15 protein-coding genes are annotated in these 18,912 nt (G+C 32.3%); 1 reads left to right on the top strand and 14 read right to left on the bottom strand.

Features of this window, described 5'->3' with window-relative positions:
• Window positions 1-15: 15 nt before the first annotated feature.
• The 5 genes from WA327_RS03285 to WA327_RS03265 form a co-directional block, all read right to left on the bottom strand.
• On the bottom strand, window positions 16-1,083 hold the full coding sequence (locus WA327_RS03285) for a LamG domain-containing protein (protein WP_336066464.1): 1,068 nt from the start codon (window positions 1,081-1,083) through the stop codon (window positions 16-18).
• 11 nt (window positions 1,084-1,094) lie between these two features.
• The gene (locus tag WA327_RS03280; protein WP_336066461.1) at window positions 1,095-2,627 is read right to left on the bottom strand and encodes a RagB/SusD family nutrient uptake outer membrane protein; all 1,533 of its coding nucleotides are present in this window, start codon (window positions 2,625-2,627) and stop codon (window positions 1,095-1,097) included.
• Between the two features lie 14 nt (window positions 2,628-2,641).
• The gene (locus tag WA327_RS03275; RefSeq protein ID WP_336066458.1) at window positions 2,642-5,659 is read right to left on the bottom strand and encodes a TonB-dependent receptor; all 3,018 of its coding nucleotides are present in this window, start codon (window positions 5,657-5,659) and stop codon (window positions 2,642-2,644) included.
• Window positions 5,660-5,881: 222 nt separating this feature from the next.
• The gene (locus tag WA327_RS03270) at window positions 5,882-8,659 is read right to left on the bottom strand and encodes a LuxR C-terminal-related transcriptional regulator (protein ID WP_336066456.1); all 2,778 of its coding nucleotides are present in this window, start codon (window positions 8,657-8,659) and stop codon (window positions 5,882-5,884) included.
• A gap of 52 nt (window positions 8,660-8,711) precedes the next feature.
• Complete coding sequence (locus WA327_RS03265) at window positions 8,712-9,677, bottom strand: endonuclease (RefSeq protein WP_336066453.1); 966 nt, start codon at window positions 9,675-9,677, stop codon at window positions 8,712-8,714.
• Window positions 9,678-9,756: 79 nt separating this feature from the next.
• Here WA327_RS03265 and hflX point away from each other — a divergent pair, with 79 nt between their 5' ends.
• The gene (hflX, locus tag WA327_RS03260; protein WP_106680297.1) at window positions 9,757-10,986 is read left to right on the top strand and encodes a GTPase HflX; all 1,230 of its coding nucleotides are present in this window, start codon (window positions 9,757-9,759) and stop codon (window positions 10,984-10,986) included.
• 165 nt (window positions 10,987-11,151) lie between these two features.
• Here hflX and WA327_RS03255 read toward each other — a convergent pair whose 3' ends face one another.
• The 9 genes from WA327_RS03255 to sufD all read right to left on the bottom strand — a co-directional run bounded on the left by WA327_RS03255 (window position 11,152) and on the right by sufD (window position 18,855).
• Window positions 11,152-12,057, bottom strand: coding sequence for a DUF3078 domain-containing protein (locus WA327_RS03255; protein WP_336066451.1), 906 nt, complete (start codon window positions 12,055-12,057; stop codon window positions 11,152-11,154).
• A gap of 117 nt (window positions 12,058-12,174) precedes the next feature.
• A complete protein-coding gene (locus WA327_RS03250) occupies window positions 12,175-12,678 on the bottom strand; it encodes a DUF2480 family protein (protein WP_336066449.1) in 504 nt (167 codons plus the stop codon).
• Window positions 12,679-12,689: 11 nt separating this feature from the next.
• Window positions 12,690-13,010: a DUF59 domain-containing protein gene (locus tag WA327_RS03245; protein WP_027879151.1), complete on the bottom strand. Its 321-nt coding sequence runs from the start codon at window positions 13,008-13,010 to the stop codon at window positions 12,690-12,692.
• A 28-nt stretch (window positions 13,011-13,038) separates the two neighbouring features.
• Window positions 13,039-13,464, bottom strand: coding sequence for a SufE family protein (locus WA327_RS03240; protein WP_336066442.1), 426 nt, complete (start codon window positions 13,462-13,464; stop codon window positions 13,039-13,041).
• A gap of 79 nt (window positions 13,465-13,543) precedes the next feature.
• A complete protein-coding gene (locus WA327_RS03235; RefSeq protein WP_336066439.1) occupies window positions 13,544-14,023 on the bottom strand; it encodes a hypothetical protein in 480 nt (159 codons plus the stop codon).
• Window positions 14,024-14,108: 85 nt separating this feature from the next.
• On the bottom strand, window positions 14,109-15,182 hold the full coding sequence (locus WA327_RS03230; protein WP_336066436.1) for a zinc metalloprotease: 1,074 nt from the start codon (window positions 15,180-15,182) through the stop codon (window positions 14,109-14,111).
• A gap of 166 nt (window positions 15,183-15,348) precedes the next feature.
• Window positions 15,349-16,563: a cysteine desulfurase gene (locus WA327_RS03225; RefSeq protein ID WP_336066434.1), complete on the bottom strand. Its 1,215-nt coding sequence runs from the start codon at window positions 16,561-16,563 to the stop codon at window positions 15,349-15,351.
• A 57-nt stretch (window positions 16,564-16,620) separates the two neighbouring features.
• Complete coding sequence (locus WA327_RS03220) at window positions 16,621-17,430, bottom strand: hypothetical protein (RefSeq protein WP_336066430.1); 810 nt, start codon at window positions 17,428-17,430, stop codon at window positions 16,621-16,623.
• A 111-nt stretch (window positions 17,431-17,541) separates the two neighbouring features.
• The gene (gene sufD / locus WA327_RS03215; protein WP_336066428.1) at window positions 17,542-18,855 is read right to left on the bottom strand and encodes a Fe-S cluster assembly protein SufD; all 1,314 of its coding nucleotides are present in this window, start codon (window positions 18,853-18,855) and stop codon (window positions 17,542-17,544) included.
• Window positions 18,856-18,912: the final 57 nt, after the last annotated feature.

Raw genomic sequence — 18,912 nt, 5'->3', positions numbered from 1 at the left:
TTGCTATTAATTAATCTATAACATAGCTTGTATTTCAGCTTGAGTTAACGCAACATTGTATAAACGCAATTCATCCATTGGGCTTGAGTCTGATAGGTGATTCCAATAGCTAAATGTAGGTCCACCTGCACCAATAGTTAAATCATCACAGTTAGTCCAGTCAATTGGGCTAGAAAGTGTATTTGAATTAACTAATTCTCCATCAAAGTATATTTTGCTTTCTGTTTCTGAAACAGTAACGGCAATATGTACCCATGCTCCTGCAGCTACATTTATAACGCCACCATCGTTCCAGCTTTCTCCAGAGCCAATACCAATATTAGCTTTAATGCGTTGTTCTGTAGCATTTCCTTCTCTGAATATTCTAAAACCTTGATTTCGGTCTGTAGCGTCATCACCAACAACAAGTATCCCAGAACGTGTTGGTTCTCCAGATACTTTGTACCAAAATGTCGTACTAAATTGATTAGTAAAACCATTATCGTCTTCAAATAGGCCTTGTGTTGGGAATGTTAAGTAAGCACCTGTGGTTCCTTTGTAAGCTTGACCTGAGTATCCTTCAGAAATAATTTCAGGACTACCTATTATAGTTGGATCGGTTTCACTTATTAGTTCTGTGTATAGACCTTCAAAAAAAGGCATATAAAATGTTTCGCTATCTAGAATAGGAGTATACGTGTTGTCTAAGATAAAAGTAATACTATCTGTAGCACTGTTACCTACAGTATCTGTAACGATTAGCTCTATGGTATGAGACCCTAATTGCATATTTTCAAACACAAATATTTCGTTAAATATTCTGTAATCTAAAAAGCTATTTATTGATTTAAACATGCTACCATCAACCATAATTGTAACATTACTAATTTCAATGTCATCTTGAGCAGCAATCTCTATACTTAGGTTTGCTTCATTATCTGTAAAAGGAATAATTACATTTCCGTTAGGAGATACAATTTCTGCTGTTGGTATTTCTGTGTCAGGACCCGGATCTACTTCTGTTATTGGGTCTATACCTTCATAACACGAAACAGTAAAAGCTAAGGTTAAAAAGGCTAATATATATGTGCTTAATTTTTTCATAATTTAATTTTTTATTCAAGAGGTAATAAATCTACTTGTGCTTGTGGATATGGTAAATATTCATCTTCTGCAGTAAAAGTTCTGCCCTCATAACTTAATTCGTCATATCTGTTTAATCTTATCATGTCAAAGTAACGTACGCCCCATTCCATTGCTAATTCAGCAAATTTTTCGTCCATAACGTCATCGTTGGTAACTCCTGATAATGGCGTCATTCCAACTCTATTACGTACTTCGTTAACAGCTTCGTCTGCTGTCATTACTGTACCTGTAGCACCTTGAGTTAAAGCTTCTGCATACATTAATAGGATTTCAGCATATCTAATAGCAATTAGGTTTTTACTTGATCCATAACTATTTCTTCCAGGTGTAAGTTGTGTAGAAGGCAAGTAGTGTTTACCACTTGCAAACATTGCTCTTGGATAGTCATTAAAGATATCACCAGATGGTGTTGTGTTAGATATGTAATTAGGAAGTGTTGCGTATGCAGGATCTTCCATTATTTCATCTATACCTCTAGGTGTAAAACACACACTAGTAACCAATCTTGTTTGATCACCTCTGTCAAGCATGAATTTTATGAATTTTAAGCTTGGCTCATAAAAACCCCAACCACCAGATGCGGTTTCTACCACTGGTGTCCAATTTGAAGGACCAAAAGGTGCAAAAAGATGATTGTTCACGTCTCCAGAATCTGTGTTGTAGTCTGAAAATTGTAATTCAAATAAGTTTTCATTACAAAGTTTTCCTGGTTTTTTAAATAGTTCATAAAAATCAGGGAATAAACTAAATTTATCTGAGCTAATTATTTCTTCAGTAGCATCGGCAACACCTTGATAATTTTCCATTTCTAAATTAGCTAAAGCTTTTACAGCAAGTGCAGTATATTTTGTTACTCCACCAGGAACGTCTTCACGTTCGTTAGGTCTAGCATCTGGTAAATATGGAATTGCTTCATCCATTAAATCTGAGACATATTGCATGACTTCCATTTTAGAATCTATACCATTATCGATATCAATTTGTGGGTCTGCTGGGTTTTGAATGATATAAATATTCCCCCAAAGACGAGACATTTGTAAGTGTTGAAAACCACTTAAAACTTTTGTTTCTGCTACGTATTGATTTGCTAAATCTACGTAAGATCCGGTTGCAAATTCTCCATATCTTTGAATTATTTCACCTGCATTAAGAACGTCTACAATATCTCCATAAAAGTTTTTCCAAACTTGGTTATACATCCAAAAACCGTTGTCATAGTTATATAAGTCTGTTTCTGCAAAAAGCGGTTGGTCACCAAGTCCTCCAGCATTAACGTCATCACCTCTTACTCCTACTAGTAAAGGGTCTTCCCAACCTCTTGTATATGTTGTGGAATATGCTCCAATTAATGGTAAAACCATATCACTAGAAATAGTGTAATCTAAATCGTCTGTTGCTACTTGACCTTCAATTTCTTCTAATTTATCATTACAATTGAAGAAAGTAAAACCCACTGCTAACAATAATGTTAGTTGTTTAAAGTTTTGTTTTAAATTTTTCATAAAGCTTTTCTTTTTTAAATTTTTACGTTAACTCCAACGGTGTATACTGCAGGTACTGGATATGTTTGTCTGTCTACACCATTAGCTACTTCTGGATTAAACCCGTTGTAGTTAAAGAATGTAAATGGTCTGTCTGCAGTAAAATAAACTCTTGTCTCTGGCATGTTATCGCCTAGTAATGTTCCTGCTTTTATTGTATAAGCTAACTGAATGTTTTGGATACGGAAGTATGCTCCATCTTCTATAAAGAATGAACTCATTTTTTGGTTCCAAGCTTTTCTTCTTCCTGCTGCTGAAGGATAAGAGTTTGTAGTACCTTCTCCATGCCATCTGTTAATCGCAAAATCTGCATCCATATTGGTATCGTTTGTAAAAATTACTTCACCTCTTTTTCGATTTAGTATTTGGTTACCAGATTGACCTTGCATGTCTATTGATAAATCAAAGTTTTTGTATGACACTTTTATATTAGCACCATAATTGAATGTAGGTAGATAAGAGCCTATGTTAACTCTATCATTATCGTCTATAATACCATCGTTATTTTGGTCTACATATTTAAAATCTCCAGGCACTAAACCGTTATCTACAGCAATTGGATCGTTTGCTACTTCAGTATTATTTTGGTATACTCCCGCTACTTCTAATCCAAAGAAGTGGTTTATTGGTTCTCCTACTTGTATTCTCTGTCTAAATTCTGCACTACCAGTATCTATATATTCGCGACCGTTATCTAGTTTAGTAACTTCGTTGTCGAGTGTAGCAAAGTTTCCTCCAATAGAGAATTTCCAGTTATCATTGATAGTTTGATTCCAATTGGCTGCAAATTCAAAACCTTTGTTTCTCATCTCTCCAATGTTGTCAAAAACAAAATTACCAGTTATAGGTACTTCTCTTGAGGCTACTAAGTCTTTAATATCTCTTATGTAATAATCTGCCTCAAGACTTAGTCTACTATTAAATAATCTTGCACTAATACCAAAGTTTGTTTCTTCCATAATCTCTCTTTTAAGATTTTGAAAAGTAGAACTTCCTATAATACCACCTGTTTGTGTATCATCAATTGCAGTAACAATAGTATTGATAGTATTGGTGCCAGAACTACCGGATAAAGATCCATTAGCTAATTGTCCCCATGTTGCTCTTAACTTTAAGAAGTCTATATAATTATTATCACTTAAGAATTTTTCATTTGAAATTACCCAACCTAAACCAAGCTGAGGTGTTGTTTTCCAAATTTGTCTAGGAAATTTAGAGTCACCTTCACGTCTTACTGTTGCATTAAACAAATATTTATCATCAAAACTATATTCTAATCTACCTAGGTAAGACATGTAATAAAATCTGTCAGCACTTTCAAAAACCCTACCATTAAAAGAGTCTTTATCTGCAAAATTTAGATACCAAGAGCTTTCAAAATCTACAGCTCTAATATCGTCTCCTGTTGCAGAGAAGCTGTTAGTGTGTAAGTCTCTAAAAGATGTACCTCCAATTACTTTTAAAGCGTGTTTTCCAAAAGTGTCAGAGTATGTTAAAAGATTATCCCACATTTGGTTAGATGTTGTTAAATTAGCTCTTCTAATACTAGAAACTTGTCTTTGAGATTGACCAGAGATAAAGTAAGGTAGATATACATTTCTTTCTAAAATTGTTGAATAGTCATTATAGTAAGTGGTTTTAAATGATAGCTTGTCAGGTATAAGGTAATACTCTGCATATATACTTGTAAGAAGTTTTCTTATTCTTAATTGATTATCATTAAAAGTCATTGCAGGAAATGGGTTTTGAGAGCCTCTATAATCTAACAATGTTGCATCAGAGAAAGGTATTGGATCTGCCCCAGTGTTTGCATAGTCGTATTTTGGTAAAATAGGTACAGCAAAGTAAGCCTGAAACCAAGCTCCGTTTTCAGGGTTGTACTTTGTAGCATTGCTAAATGCACTATTTACACCAATTTTAAAACGATCTGAAACATCTATATCTAAGTTAGCTTGAATGTTAAAACGTTCGTATTCGTTTTTCATATCTAAAATACCTTCTTGTGAGAAATAACTAGTGTTAATTCCATAATTAGAATTTTCTCCACCACCAGTGACTCCTAAACTATGATTAGTAATAGGCGCATCTCTTAAAACTTCTCTGTACCAATCTGTATTTACATTTGGAATATTAGGATTAATTCTACTTCTACCAAAGCGCTGAATTGCATTTTCAACATATTGAATGTCTGCAGCAGAACCAGACTCATAAACCATAGTTACAAACTGTTCTGCATTTGCCATTTTCAATACGTTTTGTGCATGCTGAATACCTGTATATCCATTATAAGTAATTACGGGTTTTCTACCTTTTTTTCCTCCTTTAGTTTTAATAATGATAACACCATTACTACCTCTTTGACCAAAAATAGCTGTAGAAGACACATCTTTTAAAACAGATACATTTTCTATTTGGCTATTATCTAAAAAGTCAATATTGTCATACCAGTTGCCATCTACAACATAAAGAGGGTTTTGACTACCATTAATAGTATTTACACCACGAATTCTGACATTAGGAGAATCTCCTGGTGATCCAGCACTTGTAATTTGCACACCAGGCACTTTACCTTGTAATGACTGCATTACATTACTGTTAGGAGTTTTTTCGATTACTTCAGAATCTACAGTAGCAATCGCTCCTGTTAAATCTGATTTTTTTTGTGAGCCATATCCAACAATAACTACTTCTTCTAAGTCAGAAACTTGAGTCTCCATAGCTATGTCAATATTGCTTTGGCTGTCTATAGTTACATCTACAGTTTTAAAACCAATGTAACTAAATTCTAATACATCTCCTTGGTTGGCGTTAATAGTATAATTACCGTCAAAGTCTGTGCTTGTCCCATTACTAGTGCCTTTTATAACAATATTTGCACTAGGTATGGGTAATCCATCTTCTGAACTTGTTACAGTACCTGTAATTGTTCTGTCTTGGGCATACAAACTAATACCCAATAAGAAGAAGAATAAAACGCTAATTTTTGTTCTCATTTACTTTTTGTTTTTGAAAGTTAGTGGAGTAAAATTAACAGCTATTTAACAAAAACTTTTATTTACAAATACATTTTGATTACGTCATTATTAAGAAATTGTTAAAAACACAGCTATGACGTACTATTAAACTGCTTAAAAATTAATAAATACGCAACTAAAACGTTATAGTGACGTAGTAATGACGTATATAAAAAATAATAAATTTTAGCAAAAAATGCACTAATTGAAACTGTGCAAATATTCGGTTAAAGAGTCGTCTTTATCAATATTTAGTTTTCTTTTTAGACGATATCTATGGGTCTCTACACCGCGTGTTGAGATATTCATTAGTGGTGCAATTTCTTTTGTGGTTAAATTCATTTTGATGTAGGCAGAAAGCTTTAAATCTTTATGAGATAACTTAGGATGTTTTGACTTTAATTGATTGAAAAACTTTTCATGAACTTGGTTAAAGTTGTATTCAAAAATCTCCCATTGATCTTTATTACCAATGGTCTGATCGATTTTTTTCTGTAGTCTACGGTTGATTAATTTGTTGCTAAATTGACCATCATTAATTTGTAAATCCTTTTTAATTTCTAGCAGCGCTTCATTCTTTTTTACAAGTGCTATTGCAGTATTCGCAAGTTGCTTACTTTTTAGTTGGATTTCGCTTTCTAGAGCTTCATTTTTTATTTCTACAAGTTTACGCTCGTTTTCTATGTTTTTTTCTCTCAATAAATGTTGTTGTTCACGTTTTAATTCTATTTGCAAGCGTCTTTGCTCTTTATACATTTTTCTTGTATGTAGAAAATAAAATACTCCTGTTAAGATTAATGCTGCAATGAAGTACAATAAAAAACCTAAGCTAGATTTGTACCATGGTGGTAATACATGAAGTTTTAATGCTTTGACTTCTGATGTTTGTCCAGATTTATTTGTTGCTCTAAAAAGCACTTCAAAATCACCATTTTTTAGATTTGATAATACTAAGTTTTCGTTGTCTACTTTTTCCCATTTATTTGGATCTGTACTAAGGCTATATTCAAAATTATGGCTATCGGACAAAGGTGAAGATATAGTAATATTTACATTTCCATTATTAGGAATATCTATGATGTTTGTATTTAACGTGACAAAAGTGTTGTTTACTTTTATTTGTTCTATACTTGGTTCTTTAGGCGTTTGAGTAGAGAAAAAATGATTTGTATTAAAAACCAGAAATCCATCATTTAGGTTTAACGTGTAGGTAGAGTCGTTTAGTCTAGATACATTTTCGTAACCTAAAATGATACGGTTATCATAATAGTTTCTTGTAAGGACTTCTTTAGCGTTATTATTTTCGTCAAGTTTAATAATTCCTTTGTTGTTTTTAAAGAATATACTATTGGTCGATGCTTCGGAAACAACATCTGAATTTTGACCAATTTTTTCATTTAAAAATGAATAAGGCACAATACTATCAATTAAGGGCTCGTATTTTTTCCAGCCATCATTAGTCTTAAAACAAATTGTGTTTTTAAGCTTGTAGACTCTTACATTATAATCTGTTTCTAATCCTTTGTCTTTGTAGTCTATGACTTGGGTAATGGAATCATAAGTATCATTAAAAACTACTTTATTTAATCCTTTGTAAGCATTTGCAGCCCATGCTTGTTGTTTGTTTTCAAATTCTAAAAACCGAATAGGATTTGTTGTTTTACCTAAATGGTTTGCTTTCCAATTATCTTCATCTTTTTCAAACTTAACTAAACCTGCATATGTCCCTTGAATGTAAATGTCCATGTCCGGAATTTTCTTTAGCGTCCAACCACCTGTAAAATTTGAAATAAGATTTACTTCATCCTTTTCAACTAAAAAAGTACCGTTATTATGACCACAAAATAGCTGGTTGTCTATAATTTTTAAATCCCAAACTTGTCCTTGTGTGCCTTCTATAAAAGTAAGTTTATGCTCTTGATCCAAATAATATAAACCTGTATTGCTGCCAATAAAAATGGTGTCTTCAAAATCTATTACATCGTAGACAGCGCCTAGCTTACCAGTAACATCATTGTAATAAGAAATGTTATTTTTTAAATCAATTTTAGAAAGACCGTTATCTAAACACAACCAAATAGTTTCGTTTTTTTCAATTAAAACACTTAAAACCGTATTGTTAGCCAATCCATTTTCTTTATTGATGTTATAAAGTACTTCTCCGTTATGATTAGTGATGTAAACTCCATTTTTTATGGTTCCAAAAACTAAATTTCCGTTTTCAAGTTGACTAAAAGTGTTAAGTTGATGTTTTTTTATAGTTTGATTAATAGGAAGATTTGCCGGTTCTAAATCATTATCTTTTATAATAAAGCAACCTTTTAAGTCTGTTGTAAGCAGTAGTTGGTTTTTATATTTTGAAATTGAAATTATGCGGTCACCCTTAATGATTTCGTTTTTAAGAATTGGTGTTAACTGAAGTTGTTTGTTTAGTATAAAAACACCTTCGTTTAAGGTTGAAACATAAAGAATATCATTAACGATGCTGCATGAAATTACTGTCGATGATGGGCTTATTCTAGTGATAGTGTCATTTTGATAGACATAAATATTTTGAAACGATCTAAAAACAATTTTGTCATTATATTCTAAAATTTGCCAAAATTCTTCACTTGTAGATTTAGTTTTATTAAGTAAATGCGAAAGCGAGTGATAAATAATTTGTCCTTTTTCGTTGTAATCCCAGTAGCCAAACTCTTCATAAGAACCTGTGTAAATCCTATCTTTTACAGCAAGCACAGATCTTAATGTAGTTTTATTTGGTAATGATTTTATTTTCCAGTTTAGCCCATTATAGATTAAGAGTCCGTTGTTATTAGCTACATATATTTTACCATTTTCTGCTTTAGATATTCCCCAATTTTGGTTACCTGCATTATATTTTGAAAGCGAATAATTTTCAAAATAAGGTGTGAATTGAGCATAAGCAAACTGGCTTGCTATAAAACATATAAAAACTAAAAATACTTTTAATTTCATTTTAAAAACTTAATCTAAGATTACTATGAAAGATATTAATTTAATTTTAAACTTATTTTTTATTTAAAATCATATACACAGGAAAATGGTCACTATAACCACCTTTGTATGTTTTGCCGACGTAAGTGCGATATGGAGTTCCTTTATACTTGCCGTCATATTGTTTTAAAAAATCGGCATCATAAATATCTGCTTTTACGTAGCGTAGTGTTTTTGGTTTACGCTCAAAAAAATTATGAGTGATTATGATTTGGTCAAACAAATTCCATTCAAAATTATGACTTGTCGTGCCTCTATCTATCGACAATAATGTGTCCATTGGATTAAATAAACCAATATTATTAACTAATTGTTTGATACTGTTACTAAAAGGATCATCATTAAAATCTCCCATAATTGAAATTTTAGGATTTTTGTAATCTTCTTGCAAGCGTTTAATGATTGATTGAACTTGCTCAGAAGCTTTAATGCGTTTAAATTCGGTAGCAACATCGCCAGTTCTTCTTGATGGCCAATGGTTAACTATAAAATGCATTTCTTCACCTAAAAACAAGCCAGATACTAATAAAATATCTCTGGTATAATCAGGTAAACCATCTTCGTCAGTAAGTGTAAAAGTGAAAATTTCAGAATGTAAAACCTCAAACTTTTTACTATCGTAAATAAATGCTACGTCTATACCACGCTCATCTTGACTATCATAATGTACAAATTGATATGGATACTCTTTAAGGTGTTTTGAAGCAATTAAATCCCTTAATACAGCATCATTTTCTACTTCTGCTAAACCAATAATTGCTGGATGACTGTTGGTTTCTTTTCTACCAATGTTAGAAATAGCATAACCAATTTTACGTAGCTTATTTTTATAACGTTTAACTGTCCAGCGCTTTTTGGAAGTAGGGATAAAATCATCATCACGAGTAAATTCATCATCATAAATATCAAAAAGATTTTCGATATTATAAAAAGCAACAGTTTGTTTATTAGTTTTAGATTTAAATATATTAAACTTCAAAAGGATAGAATTTTAAAAGTCTAAAAATAGCAAATTTATTGTGGCTACAATTATGTAAATTTGCAATATAAATATTTATATGCTAGAGAAAAAAGACATAGAATTAGAAAGCGCCGTATTAATTGGTGTAGTAACAAGAGAACAAGACGAAGCACAATCTAAAGAATACTTAGATGAACTAGAGTTTTTAACCTATACAGCAGGCGGAGAAGTAAAAAAACGTTTTACCCAAAAAATGGAGATGCCTAATCCAAAAACATTTATTGGTACAGGTAAAATGGAAGAGGTAAAGCAGTTTATTGATGATAATGAAATTGGGACAGCCATTTTTGATGACGAGTTAAGCGCAGCACAAGAACGCAATATTAGTAAGATTTTAGGTGTTAAAGTATTAGACCGTACCAACTTAATCTTAGATATTTTTGCACAACGTGCTCAAACTAGTTATGCACGTACGCAGGTAGAATTAGCACAATGCGAATACTTGTTACCAAGACTTAAAGGAATGTGGACACACCTTGAGCGTCAAAAAGGAGGTATTGGTATGCGTGGACCAGGTGAAACCGAGATTGAAACCGATAGACGTATTGTACGTGATAAAATAGCATTGTTAAAGGCTAAAATAAAAACTATTGATAAGCAAATGGCTGTGCAACGTGGTAACCGTGGTAAAATGGTGCGTGTAGCTTTAGTTGGTTATACAAACGTCGGTAAATCTACTTTGATGAACACCATTAGTAAATCTGAAGTCTTTGCAGAAAACAAACTATTTGCAACTTTAGATACTACAGTTAGAAAAGTTGTAATTCAGAATTTACCATTTTTATTAACAGATACTGTTGGTTTTATACGTAAGCTGCCAACACAATTGGTAGAAAGTTTTAAAAGTACGTTAGATGAAGTGCGTGAAGCAGATTTATTGCTACATGTTGTAGATATTTCGCATCCAAATTTTGAAGAACATATTGCTTCTGTAAATAAAATTTTAGGTGAAATTGATAGCGCAGACAAACCTACAATTATGGTGTTTAATAAGATTGATGCTTATAAGGCAGAACCATTTGATGAAACCGACTTAACTGCTGAACGTACCACAGATCATTATAGTTTAGCTGAATGGAAAAGGACTTGGATGAATAGAGTAGGAGAAGACAATGCTTTATTTATCTCTGCGCTAAACAAGAAAAACTTAGAAGAATTTAAAAAGCGTGTATATAATGAAGTAAGAGAAATACACGTTACACGTTTTCCTTATAATCACTTCTTGTATCCGGATTACGATTACGAAAACTTAGGCGAAGAAGAGTAAAATAATTTGGGCGTTACTCACTTTTGTTTTTAATGACAAAAGTGCGTCGGGCTTTCGCTAGTCGCAATCAAAGATGTGCTCCAACAATAGCTCAATCCCTAACGCATAAAAAAAGTGCTTCCTTTTTGGGGAGCACTTTTTTTATATCTAAATCTAGAGTATTTATTATAGTTTATAGTTTAAACCAAATAACCAGTAAGATTGTAAATCATTATCTGCATTATCTAAACTTACACCTTGGTAAGCTGCAGCTTCTTGTTTGTTACTTCTTAAACCAAAGTCAAAACCAACACCTATGTTTTTCCATAATGTATACCCAAAACTGTTAATCCAAGTCCAGTTAGAGTAGTCACCACTTTTGTAACTAGCAAAACCAGAAAAGTTAGATTTAAAGTTTATTTTACCAATTTGTCTTGTGTAGTCTGCAACAAATTTAGCACCTAAAGAAGATTCAAAAACAGTACCTTCATCAGCAAAAACAAAGTTGTAGTTTAATGGATGAATCACAACTACTAAGTTTTCTATTGGTGTCCAAGTTGCACCAACACCAAGGTCTAAATAACCTGGGTTATTAAAGTTGTTTAATAATGTTGTTCTGTATTCTCCTAATCCAGAAACAGCCCATTTATCACTTATTTTTCTACCGTAAAGCGAAGTGATGTTGAAAACGTCTGTGTTTTCTCTAAACTTATCACTATCTGTTGGATCGTCTTTATCATCTAATTTTACCCAACCTAAATTCACATTTAAGTTATTACGCCAGAAAAATTTCTCTTCAATTAAATTTGCGTAACCATTTACAGTAAAACCAATATTACCAGAACTGTTGTTAGGTGCTGCTTGAGCATACCAATTGTTAAATTCAGAGATACTTCCACCAATGGTACCAAAAGCACCAACTCTCCAACCAGGTAAAGCATCTATTTGAGCTTGTATAGCATTTGCTTCTGCTTGAAACTTATCAGCTTGTGCTTGTTTTTCAGCTTTTTCAGCTTTTAATTCTTCTTTAGTTTGAGCATTTACGGAAACGATTCCTAAAAATAATGCTCCGATAAGTAATACTTTTTTCATAAAATTTAAGTTTTTAATAAAGCGAGTGCAAAGATATGCTTTAGCTTTTACTTTAATAAAATTACCATAAAAGCATAATTATCTTTAAATCAACGAATTAAATAATTAACAGAGTTGTTAACGTTTAAATAACGGTACAGAAGAACACGCTTCTCCGTACATGATAGATTTTGCATGTTTTTTAAGCTTAGAAGTAAGCATAGTATAAGCGTTTATGGGTACTGGCTTATTACTACAACCTTTTATAATAACTGGCTTATCTTGGTAAATTAAGGTGTCTAATTGATTGATTTTATCTTGATAAATTGAAGTCTCTAAATCCTCAAGGCTTCCAATATGGGACTTTTCGACAAATGGTTCTAGATTTACGACCAATAACATAAATGCCCAATCAGGAATAACAGCATCTGCACTACAGGTTAATGCTACAAATTGATTTTTATGTTGTGACCAATCGTATGCTTTTACGCTAGCTCTAAAATCTTTCTCTCTAAGTACTAATCCTTCGTATAACCAATCTTTAATATCAAAAACTACACGTTTACCTTCAGGATAAAAATCTTCTAAGTTTATAACTTGTAGTTTGCTATTGGCTACGCGGTTTATAATTTCGTCTGCCATTTTGATTGCTTTTATAGCATTCCTAATTCTAGTTTTGCTTCTTCACTCATTAAGTCTTGTGACCATGGTGGATCAAAAGTAATTTCTACTTCTGCATCTTTAATATCGTTAAGAGATTTTACTTTTTCTTCTACTTCAAGAGGTAAAGTTTCTGCAACTGGACAGTTTGGTGTAGTTAAGGTCATTAGGATTTTTACTTCGTAATCTTCGTTTACTAATACGTCGTAAATTAATCCTAATTCGTAGATGTCTACTGGTATTTCAGGATCGTAAATAGTTTTTAAAACCTTTACTATTTTTTCTCCTAATTCGGCTGTATCTATTGTGCTCATTTTCTTTTGTTATTCCGCGAAAGCGAAATTATTTTAATTGTGTTTGATAAGCAATTGCATACATTTTTAATTGCTTAATCATGCTAACTAATCCGTTTGCTCTAGTAGGTGATAAGTGTTCTTTTAATCCAATTTTATCAATAAAATCGGTATCTGCTTCGATAATATCTTTTGGGTGTTGGTTTGAAAACACACGAATTAAAATAGCAATAATCCCTTTGGTAATTATAGCATCGCTATCTGCAGTAAAGGCAACTTTATCTTCATCCATTTGAGCATGTACCCAAACTTTGCTTTGACAACCTTTAATTATATGATCGTCGGTTTTGTATTGCTCGTCAATTAAAGGCAAGGTTTTACCAAGGTCAATCATGTATTGGTAACGCTCTTCCCAATCTTCAAACATTGAAAATTCGTCTATTATTTCTTCTTGAATATCTTTTATACTAGGCATAAATTGTTTCCGTCTTTTTCTGTTGCAAAATTAATGAATATTCTGCTATTGCAAGCCTTGATTTGCTGTTAAACTGTCCTTAATTTTTAGGCGTTAAGCTTAAAAGATAATTGACTATCTCTGCTATTTCTTTTGGAGGATTACCTGCGTCAAAAGATTGTGTGCGGTATGTTTTATCTCCTACAGTTACATTTAAATTTGCGATAGCTGCGCCATCATATTGGTGTGCTTTGCTTGGCGCTTCTAACTGGTCTATTTTTGTTATATCAACATTACTAGCTAGATTAGTTAGTGTATCCCAATTTTGTTTAGTACAATCTTTGGTTTCTTCTTTAGACGCACGCGATAATTGATAAGTAATAGTGTCTTTATTAGCTTTTACCATAGTGTAACTACCTCTAGTAATGGCTGTATATTCAAAAATCATGTTTTCTGTTTGATTTGTTTTAGACATAGTTGACGTTTCTGTACTGTTTTCAGCTAAGTCAGATTGCATATTTTTAGTAGCACCACATGCGTTTAAAAATATGGTTATAAGTATGATAGTGTAGGTTTTCATCTTAATTGAAATTTATTATTTACTATAATAATACAAAAAAGACGCCAAATTTGGCGTCTTTTTAAATTTTATAACTTGAGAGAAATTAGTTCCCTACTAAAGCAGCTCTTGATCCGCCTGTTTGGAAGATAGCTCTCATTCTTTCTTTTTGACCTTGAGAGAACATGTACATACATGCATCATCTACATAATCCATGTAGTTCATAGTCATGTCGTTAGAACGGCAATTAACAGTTGGGTAAGAAGGACAACCGTAGTTTGGTCCGTCTGAAGATGGAGTGTCTGCAACAAAATCGTCTTGCTTACATCTTCCGTCTCCCCAAATGTGACGTAAGTTTAAGTAGTGTCCTACTTCATGAGTTAATGTTCTTCCTTGGTTGTATGGCGCAGCAGATCCGCCTGGTAGGCTAGAGTATAATACTACAACTCCGTCTGTTGCAGATGGTCCACCAGGAAATTGTGCATATCCTAAAATACCACCGCTAATGTTACATACCCAAATATTTAAGTGAGTAGAAGGTGTTACTGGTGGATATGCTGCTTTTACCGCATCATTTGTGCTCCAAGCAGATGTTGAGTTTGAGTGTCTAAATGTACCTGCTAATGTAAAGTTGATTTCAGTATCAGCTACTAAACCAGCAAATTCTGAAGGTACTTGGTTAACATCATTATTAGAAGCTCTAAAATCATCATTCAATACAGAGATTTGAGCATTAATTTGTTGATCACTAACATTTTGAGCAGAGTTGCTGTAAACTACATGCACATACACAGGAATGTTTACCACACCTAAGTTATCTGTAGTGTCTCCACCGCCGCCACCAGAACCGCCACCGCCTGGTCCGCCGCCATTTCCGTTTCCATTTCCTCCGCCAGGTTTTGCATTGACTAAGAAACTTCTCGTGTTATATTCTATATCATACATCTTTTTATCTAAACCAGGATTTTCATTTAATAAACGGTTTAGGTTTACCATTGAGTAACAAACACCTTTTCCTTGTGCAGCTCTTGCAGCCTCATCATTATCGGCATCTGTGTACAAGTAAAAATCTGACATGTCTACTTTTGCTTGTTCTTCATTCAGTGCTTCGCTTTGATCGTCATTACAAGACATAAACAGCAAAGCAAGACTAGCCATTCCTAAAAAGATTTTTTTCATTTTTGTTATGTTTTATTAGTTATTGTTGTCGAATATATAATTTAAATCATAAAAAAATAAATATTTAATTGTTAAAATTCTAACTTTTCGATGAAATGACAATTTCAATAAAACAAAAAAGCACTTCTTTTAAGGAAGTGCTTGAAATATGTTTTTTTAGACGAGTTTAGCTTAACATCATTTTTGCTTTTTTAACTGCAGTAACCAAAGCATCTATTTCTTCTCTGGTGTTGTAAAATGCAAATGAAGCTCTTACTGTACCAGGTATTTTATAAAAATCCATTATAGGTTGTGTACAATGATGACCTGTACGAACAGCAATACCCATTTTATCTAATAACGTACCAACATCATAAGGATGTATACTTTCTAAGTTAAAAGATATTACCGATGTTTTGTTTTTTGAAGTTCCGTAGATTTTTAAGCCTTCAATTTCTAAAAGTTTTTGTGTGCCGTATTCTAAAAGCTCATGCTCATAATTAGAAATGTTATCAAAGCCGATAGCATTCATATAATCTATTGCGGCTCCAAAAGCAATGCCGCCACAAATGTTTGGTGTTCCTGCTTCAAATTTATGAGGTAAACCTGCGTATGTTGTTTTTTCAAAAGTAACTTGGTTAATCATTTCTCCGCCACCTTGGTAAGGTGGAAGTTTTTTTAACCATTCTTCTTTTCCGTAAAGCATACCAACACCTGTTGGTCCACACATTTTGTGTGCTGATGCCACATAAAAATCGACATCTAATGCTTGAACATCTGTTTTTATATGTGGACAAGCTTGTGCACCATCTATTAAAACAGCAGCACCAACTTGATGTGCTTTTTCAATAATAGTCTCAATTGGATTAATGGTTCCTAATGCGTTAGAAATATGATTAACAAAGACTAATTTTGTGTTTTTAGAAAGTAAATTAGTGTAGGCATCCATATCTAATTCACCGTGATTATTCATTGGAATAACTTTAAGTGTTGCGCCTGTTTTTTCGCAAAGCATTTGCCAAGGAACTATGTTACTATGATGTTCTAATGCAGATACAATAAGTTCATCTTTTTCATTTAAAAGTGAAGCAAATCCATTTGCAACCAAGTTAATGCTGTGTGTTGTTCCTGAAGTTAAAATAACTTCATAGATGTGTTTTGCATTAAAATGATTTTGGATAGTTTTACGTGCAGCTTCGTATTTATCTGTTGCTTCTTGGCTTAACGCGTGTACACCACGATGTATGTTTGCATTGTAATTAGAATAATAATCTACAATAACATCTATAACTTGTTGTGGTGTTTGCGATGTTGCAGCATTGTCAAAATACACTAAAGGTTTGCCGTTTACTTGTCTGTTAAGTATTGGAAAATCTTGTCTTATTTTATTTACATCTAGCATGCTACAAATTTACTATTTGTAATGCTTAAAATGGAATTTTTATAATTTATTTAGAGATTATTTTTTGAAAAAAGTATATCTGTATTCTCCATCACTAAAGGTAGATAAATTTCCATATTCATCGTACTTAGGATTGCGGTAGACTTTAGATTTTGGATTTGCACGGTAACCATTTTCTTTAACTGTCTCATAAGTCAATGTTCCTTTGCTATTGTATTCTTGATTAATCTCGTAATAACCGTTGTCTCTTAAGATTAAAATTTTTCCTTCATTAAATTTAGAGTAATCGTAAGTGTTTCTAAATTTTATGTCTTCTTCATTATCATACAATAAACTAGTTTGTATAAGCCTTTTTTCGCTATCGTATTTGTAAGTTGTAGTTTCAGTTTTGTAGTTATAGTTATGTTTACTTTTATCTGAAGAAGCTTTTACAAGTAATTGGTCTTTATACTCGTATGTGATTGGGTCTAAAATATAATACTCAGGAATGTCTTTTGTATTCAATACTTCGTAATGAATGATGTTTTGGTCATTGTTTAACGTGTATTTAGAGTTTATTACACCGTTTTCTCCTTCATATTTTGTCTCTAATATTGTTGTTTTATTTGGATACTTATATTCTGTGGTTAGTTTTTTATCAGCATCGTATACATTGTTATATACTTTAACCAATAAACCATCTTCATTAAATTGTAACTGGAATGAGTTGTTAAGTGTTACGGTTTCAATATTTCCTACTAAATTGAAATGTTCTAGTTTGTACTTTAAAACTATTGGATTTAAAGGAGCTTCTTTAATTAAAGGATTGTTTTGCGCTATTGCTAGAGAAGTGATGATTAGGCAAATAAATGTGCTTAGATATTTCATGATATTGTTTTTGTCAAATTTAAGTGAAGACAATATCATATAACATTAGGCAATTGACGTATTTTTAAATTGGTGTAAAAAAAAAGCAGCTAATTAATTAGCTGCTTTTTTTTATAAGTCAAATCCTATATTGACGCCTAATTTAAGCGCTATAAGTTTTGTTATTCGTTGTTTGAGTTCTGGAATTTTTACCGAGCTTAATACGTTATTGCTAAATGCAAACATTAGTAATCCTTTAGCTTCTTTTTCAGGGATACCTCTAGATTTTAAGTAAAATAAAGCGCTTTCGTCTAACTGACCAATTGTACAACCATGAGAACATTTTACATCGTCTGCAAAAATTTCTAATTGTGGTTTGGTGTTAATTGTAGCTTTATCGCTAATTAAAATGTTGTTGTTAGATTGAAATGCATTTGTTTTTTGCGCTTCCTTTTCAACAATAACCTTACCGTTAAATACACCTGTTGCGTTATCATCAAAAATACCTTTGTAATCTTGGTGACTTTCGCAATTTGGTTCTATATGATGGACTAACGTATTGTGATCTACATGTTGTTTTTCACCAATAATTGTTACTCCTTTTAATGTAGAATCTATGCGCTCTCCGTTTTGATAATAGTTAAGGTTATTACGAGTTAATTTGCCACCAAAACTAAAGGTGTGAACAGATGCGTGACTTTCTTGCTTTTGCTCTACAAAAGTATTATCTATTAAAGAGGCGTTTAAATTGTCATTTTGAATTTTATAATAATCAACAATGGCGCGCTTATTTGCAAATATTTCTGTAACACTATTGGTTAATACAGGATTGTCTGTAAGACTTTGATGACGCTCTATAATTTGAACATGACTATTCTCATCAACCACAATTAAATTACGAGGTTGGAGCATAAGTGCAGACTCATTACCTGTAGAAAAATGTACAATTTGAATAGGTTTGTTAACTACTTTATTCTTTGGAATATGAATAAATGCACCTTCTTGAGAAAATGCTGTGTTTAAAGATGATAACCCATCTTTTTCTGCTACTTTGTTAAAGTAATTTTCTATAACTAATTGGTATTTTGGTTTTGTTAATGCAGCAGACATTAAGCAAACATCCATACCTTCGTGCGTAGTTTGTGATAAGTGAGATGAGTATTTACCATCGATAAAAACAATTTTGTAAGTGTCTATATCGTGAATAAAATATTGTTTCACATCACTATATTCTAAAGCATTTTCTTGCTTAGGAAACACACTGTAGTCATGTTTTAAAATACTATTTAAAGAGGTATATTTCCAAGCTTCATCCTTTTTTGAAGGAAAGCCTTTATCTTCAAATAATTTTATAGCTTCTGTGCGAATATCATGTACTTTAGCATCGATATCTACATGGTCTTCAAACGCCATGAAAGAGGATACTAATTTTTCTTTTAAACTCATTTTTTAAGTTTCAGTATTCAGACTTCAGTATGCAATTGATGCAATTTGAAGCTGTTT

This window comes from Mesoflavibacter sp. CH_XMU1404-2, from assembly GCF_037029465.1.
Classification (GTDB): domain Bacteria; phylum Bacteroidota; class Bacteroidia; order Flavobacteriales; family Flavobacteriaceae; genus Mesoflavibacter.
Note: the sequence above shows the minus strand (reverse complement) of the source record. Positions and strands in the feature narration are given on the sequence as shown.

Coding starts and splice junctions, on each gene's coding strand:
- WA327_RS03285 (WP_336066464.1), bottom strand. CDS start 1,083: ATGAAAAAATTAAGCACATATATATTAGCCTTTTTAACCTTAGCTTTT.
- WA327_RS03280 (WP_336066461.1), bottom strand. CDS start 2,627: ATGAAAAATTTAAAACAAAACTTTAAACAACTAACATTATTGTTAGCA.
- WA327_RS03275 (WP_336066458.1), bottom strand. CDS start 5,659: ATGAGAACAAAAATTAGCGTTTTATTCTTCTTCTTATTGGGTATTAGT.
- WA327_RS03270 (WP_336066456.1), bottom strand. CDS start 8,659: ATGAAATTAAAAGTATTTTTAGTTTTTATATGTTTTATAGCAAGCCAG.
- hflX (WP_106680297.1), top strand. CDS start 9,757: ATGCTAGAGAAAAAAGACATAGAATTAGAAAGCGCCGTATTAATTGGT.
- WA327_RS03255 (WP_336066451.1), bottom strand. CDS start 12,057: ATGAAAAAAGTATTACTTATCGGAGCATTATTTTTAGGAATCGTTTCC.
- WA327_RS03250 (WP_336066449.1), bottom strand. CDS start 12,678: ATGGCAGACGAAATTATAAACCGCGTAGCCAATAGCAAACTACAAGTT.
- WA327_RS03245 (WP_027879151.1), bottom strand. CDS start 13,010: ATGAGCACAATAGATACAGCCGAATTAGGAGAAAAAATAGTAAAGGTT.
- WA327_RS03240 (WP_336066442.1), bottom strand. CDS start 13,464: ATGCCTAGTATAAAAGATATTCAAGAAGAAATAATAGACGAATTTTCA.
- WA327_RS03235 (WP_336066439.1), bottom strand. CDS start 14,023: ATGAAAACCTACACTATCATACTTATAACCATATTTTTAAACGCATGT.
- WA327_RS03230 (WP_336066436.1), bottom strand. CDS start 15,182: ATGAAAAAAATCTTTTTAGGAATGGCTAGTCTTGCTTTGCTGTTTATG.
- WA327_RS03225 (WP_336066434.1), bottom strand. CDS start 16,563: ATGCTAGATGTAAATAAAATAAGACAAGATTTTCCAATACTTAACAGA.
- WA327_RS03220 (WP_336066430.1), bottom strand. CDS start 17,430: ATGAAATATCTAAGCACATTTATTTGCCTAATCATCACTTCTCTAGCA.
- sufD (WP_336066428.1), bottom strand. CDS start 18,855: ATGAGTTTAAAAGAAAAATTAGTATCCTCTTTCATGGCGTTTGAAGAC.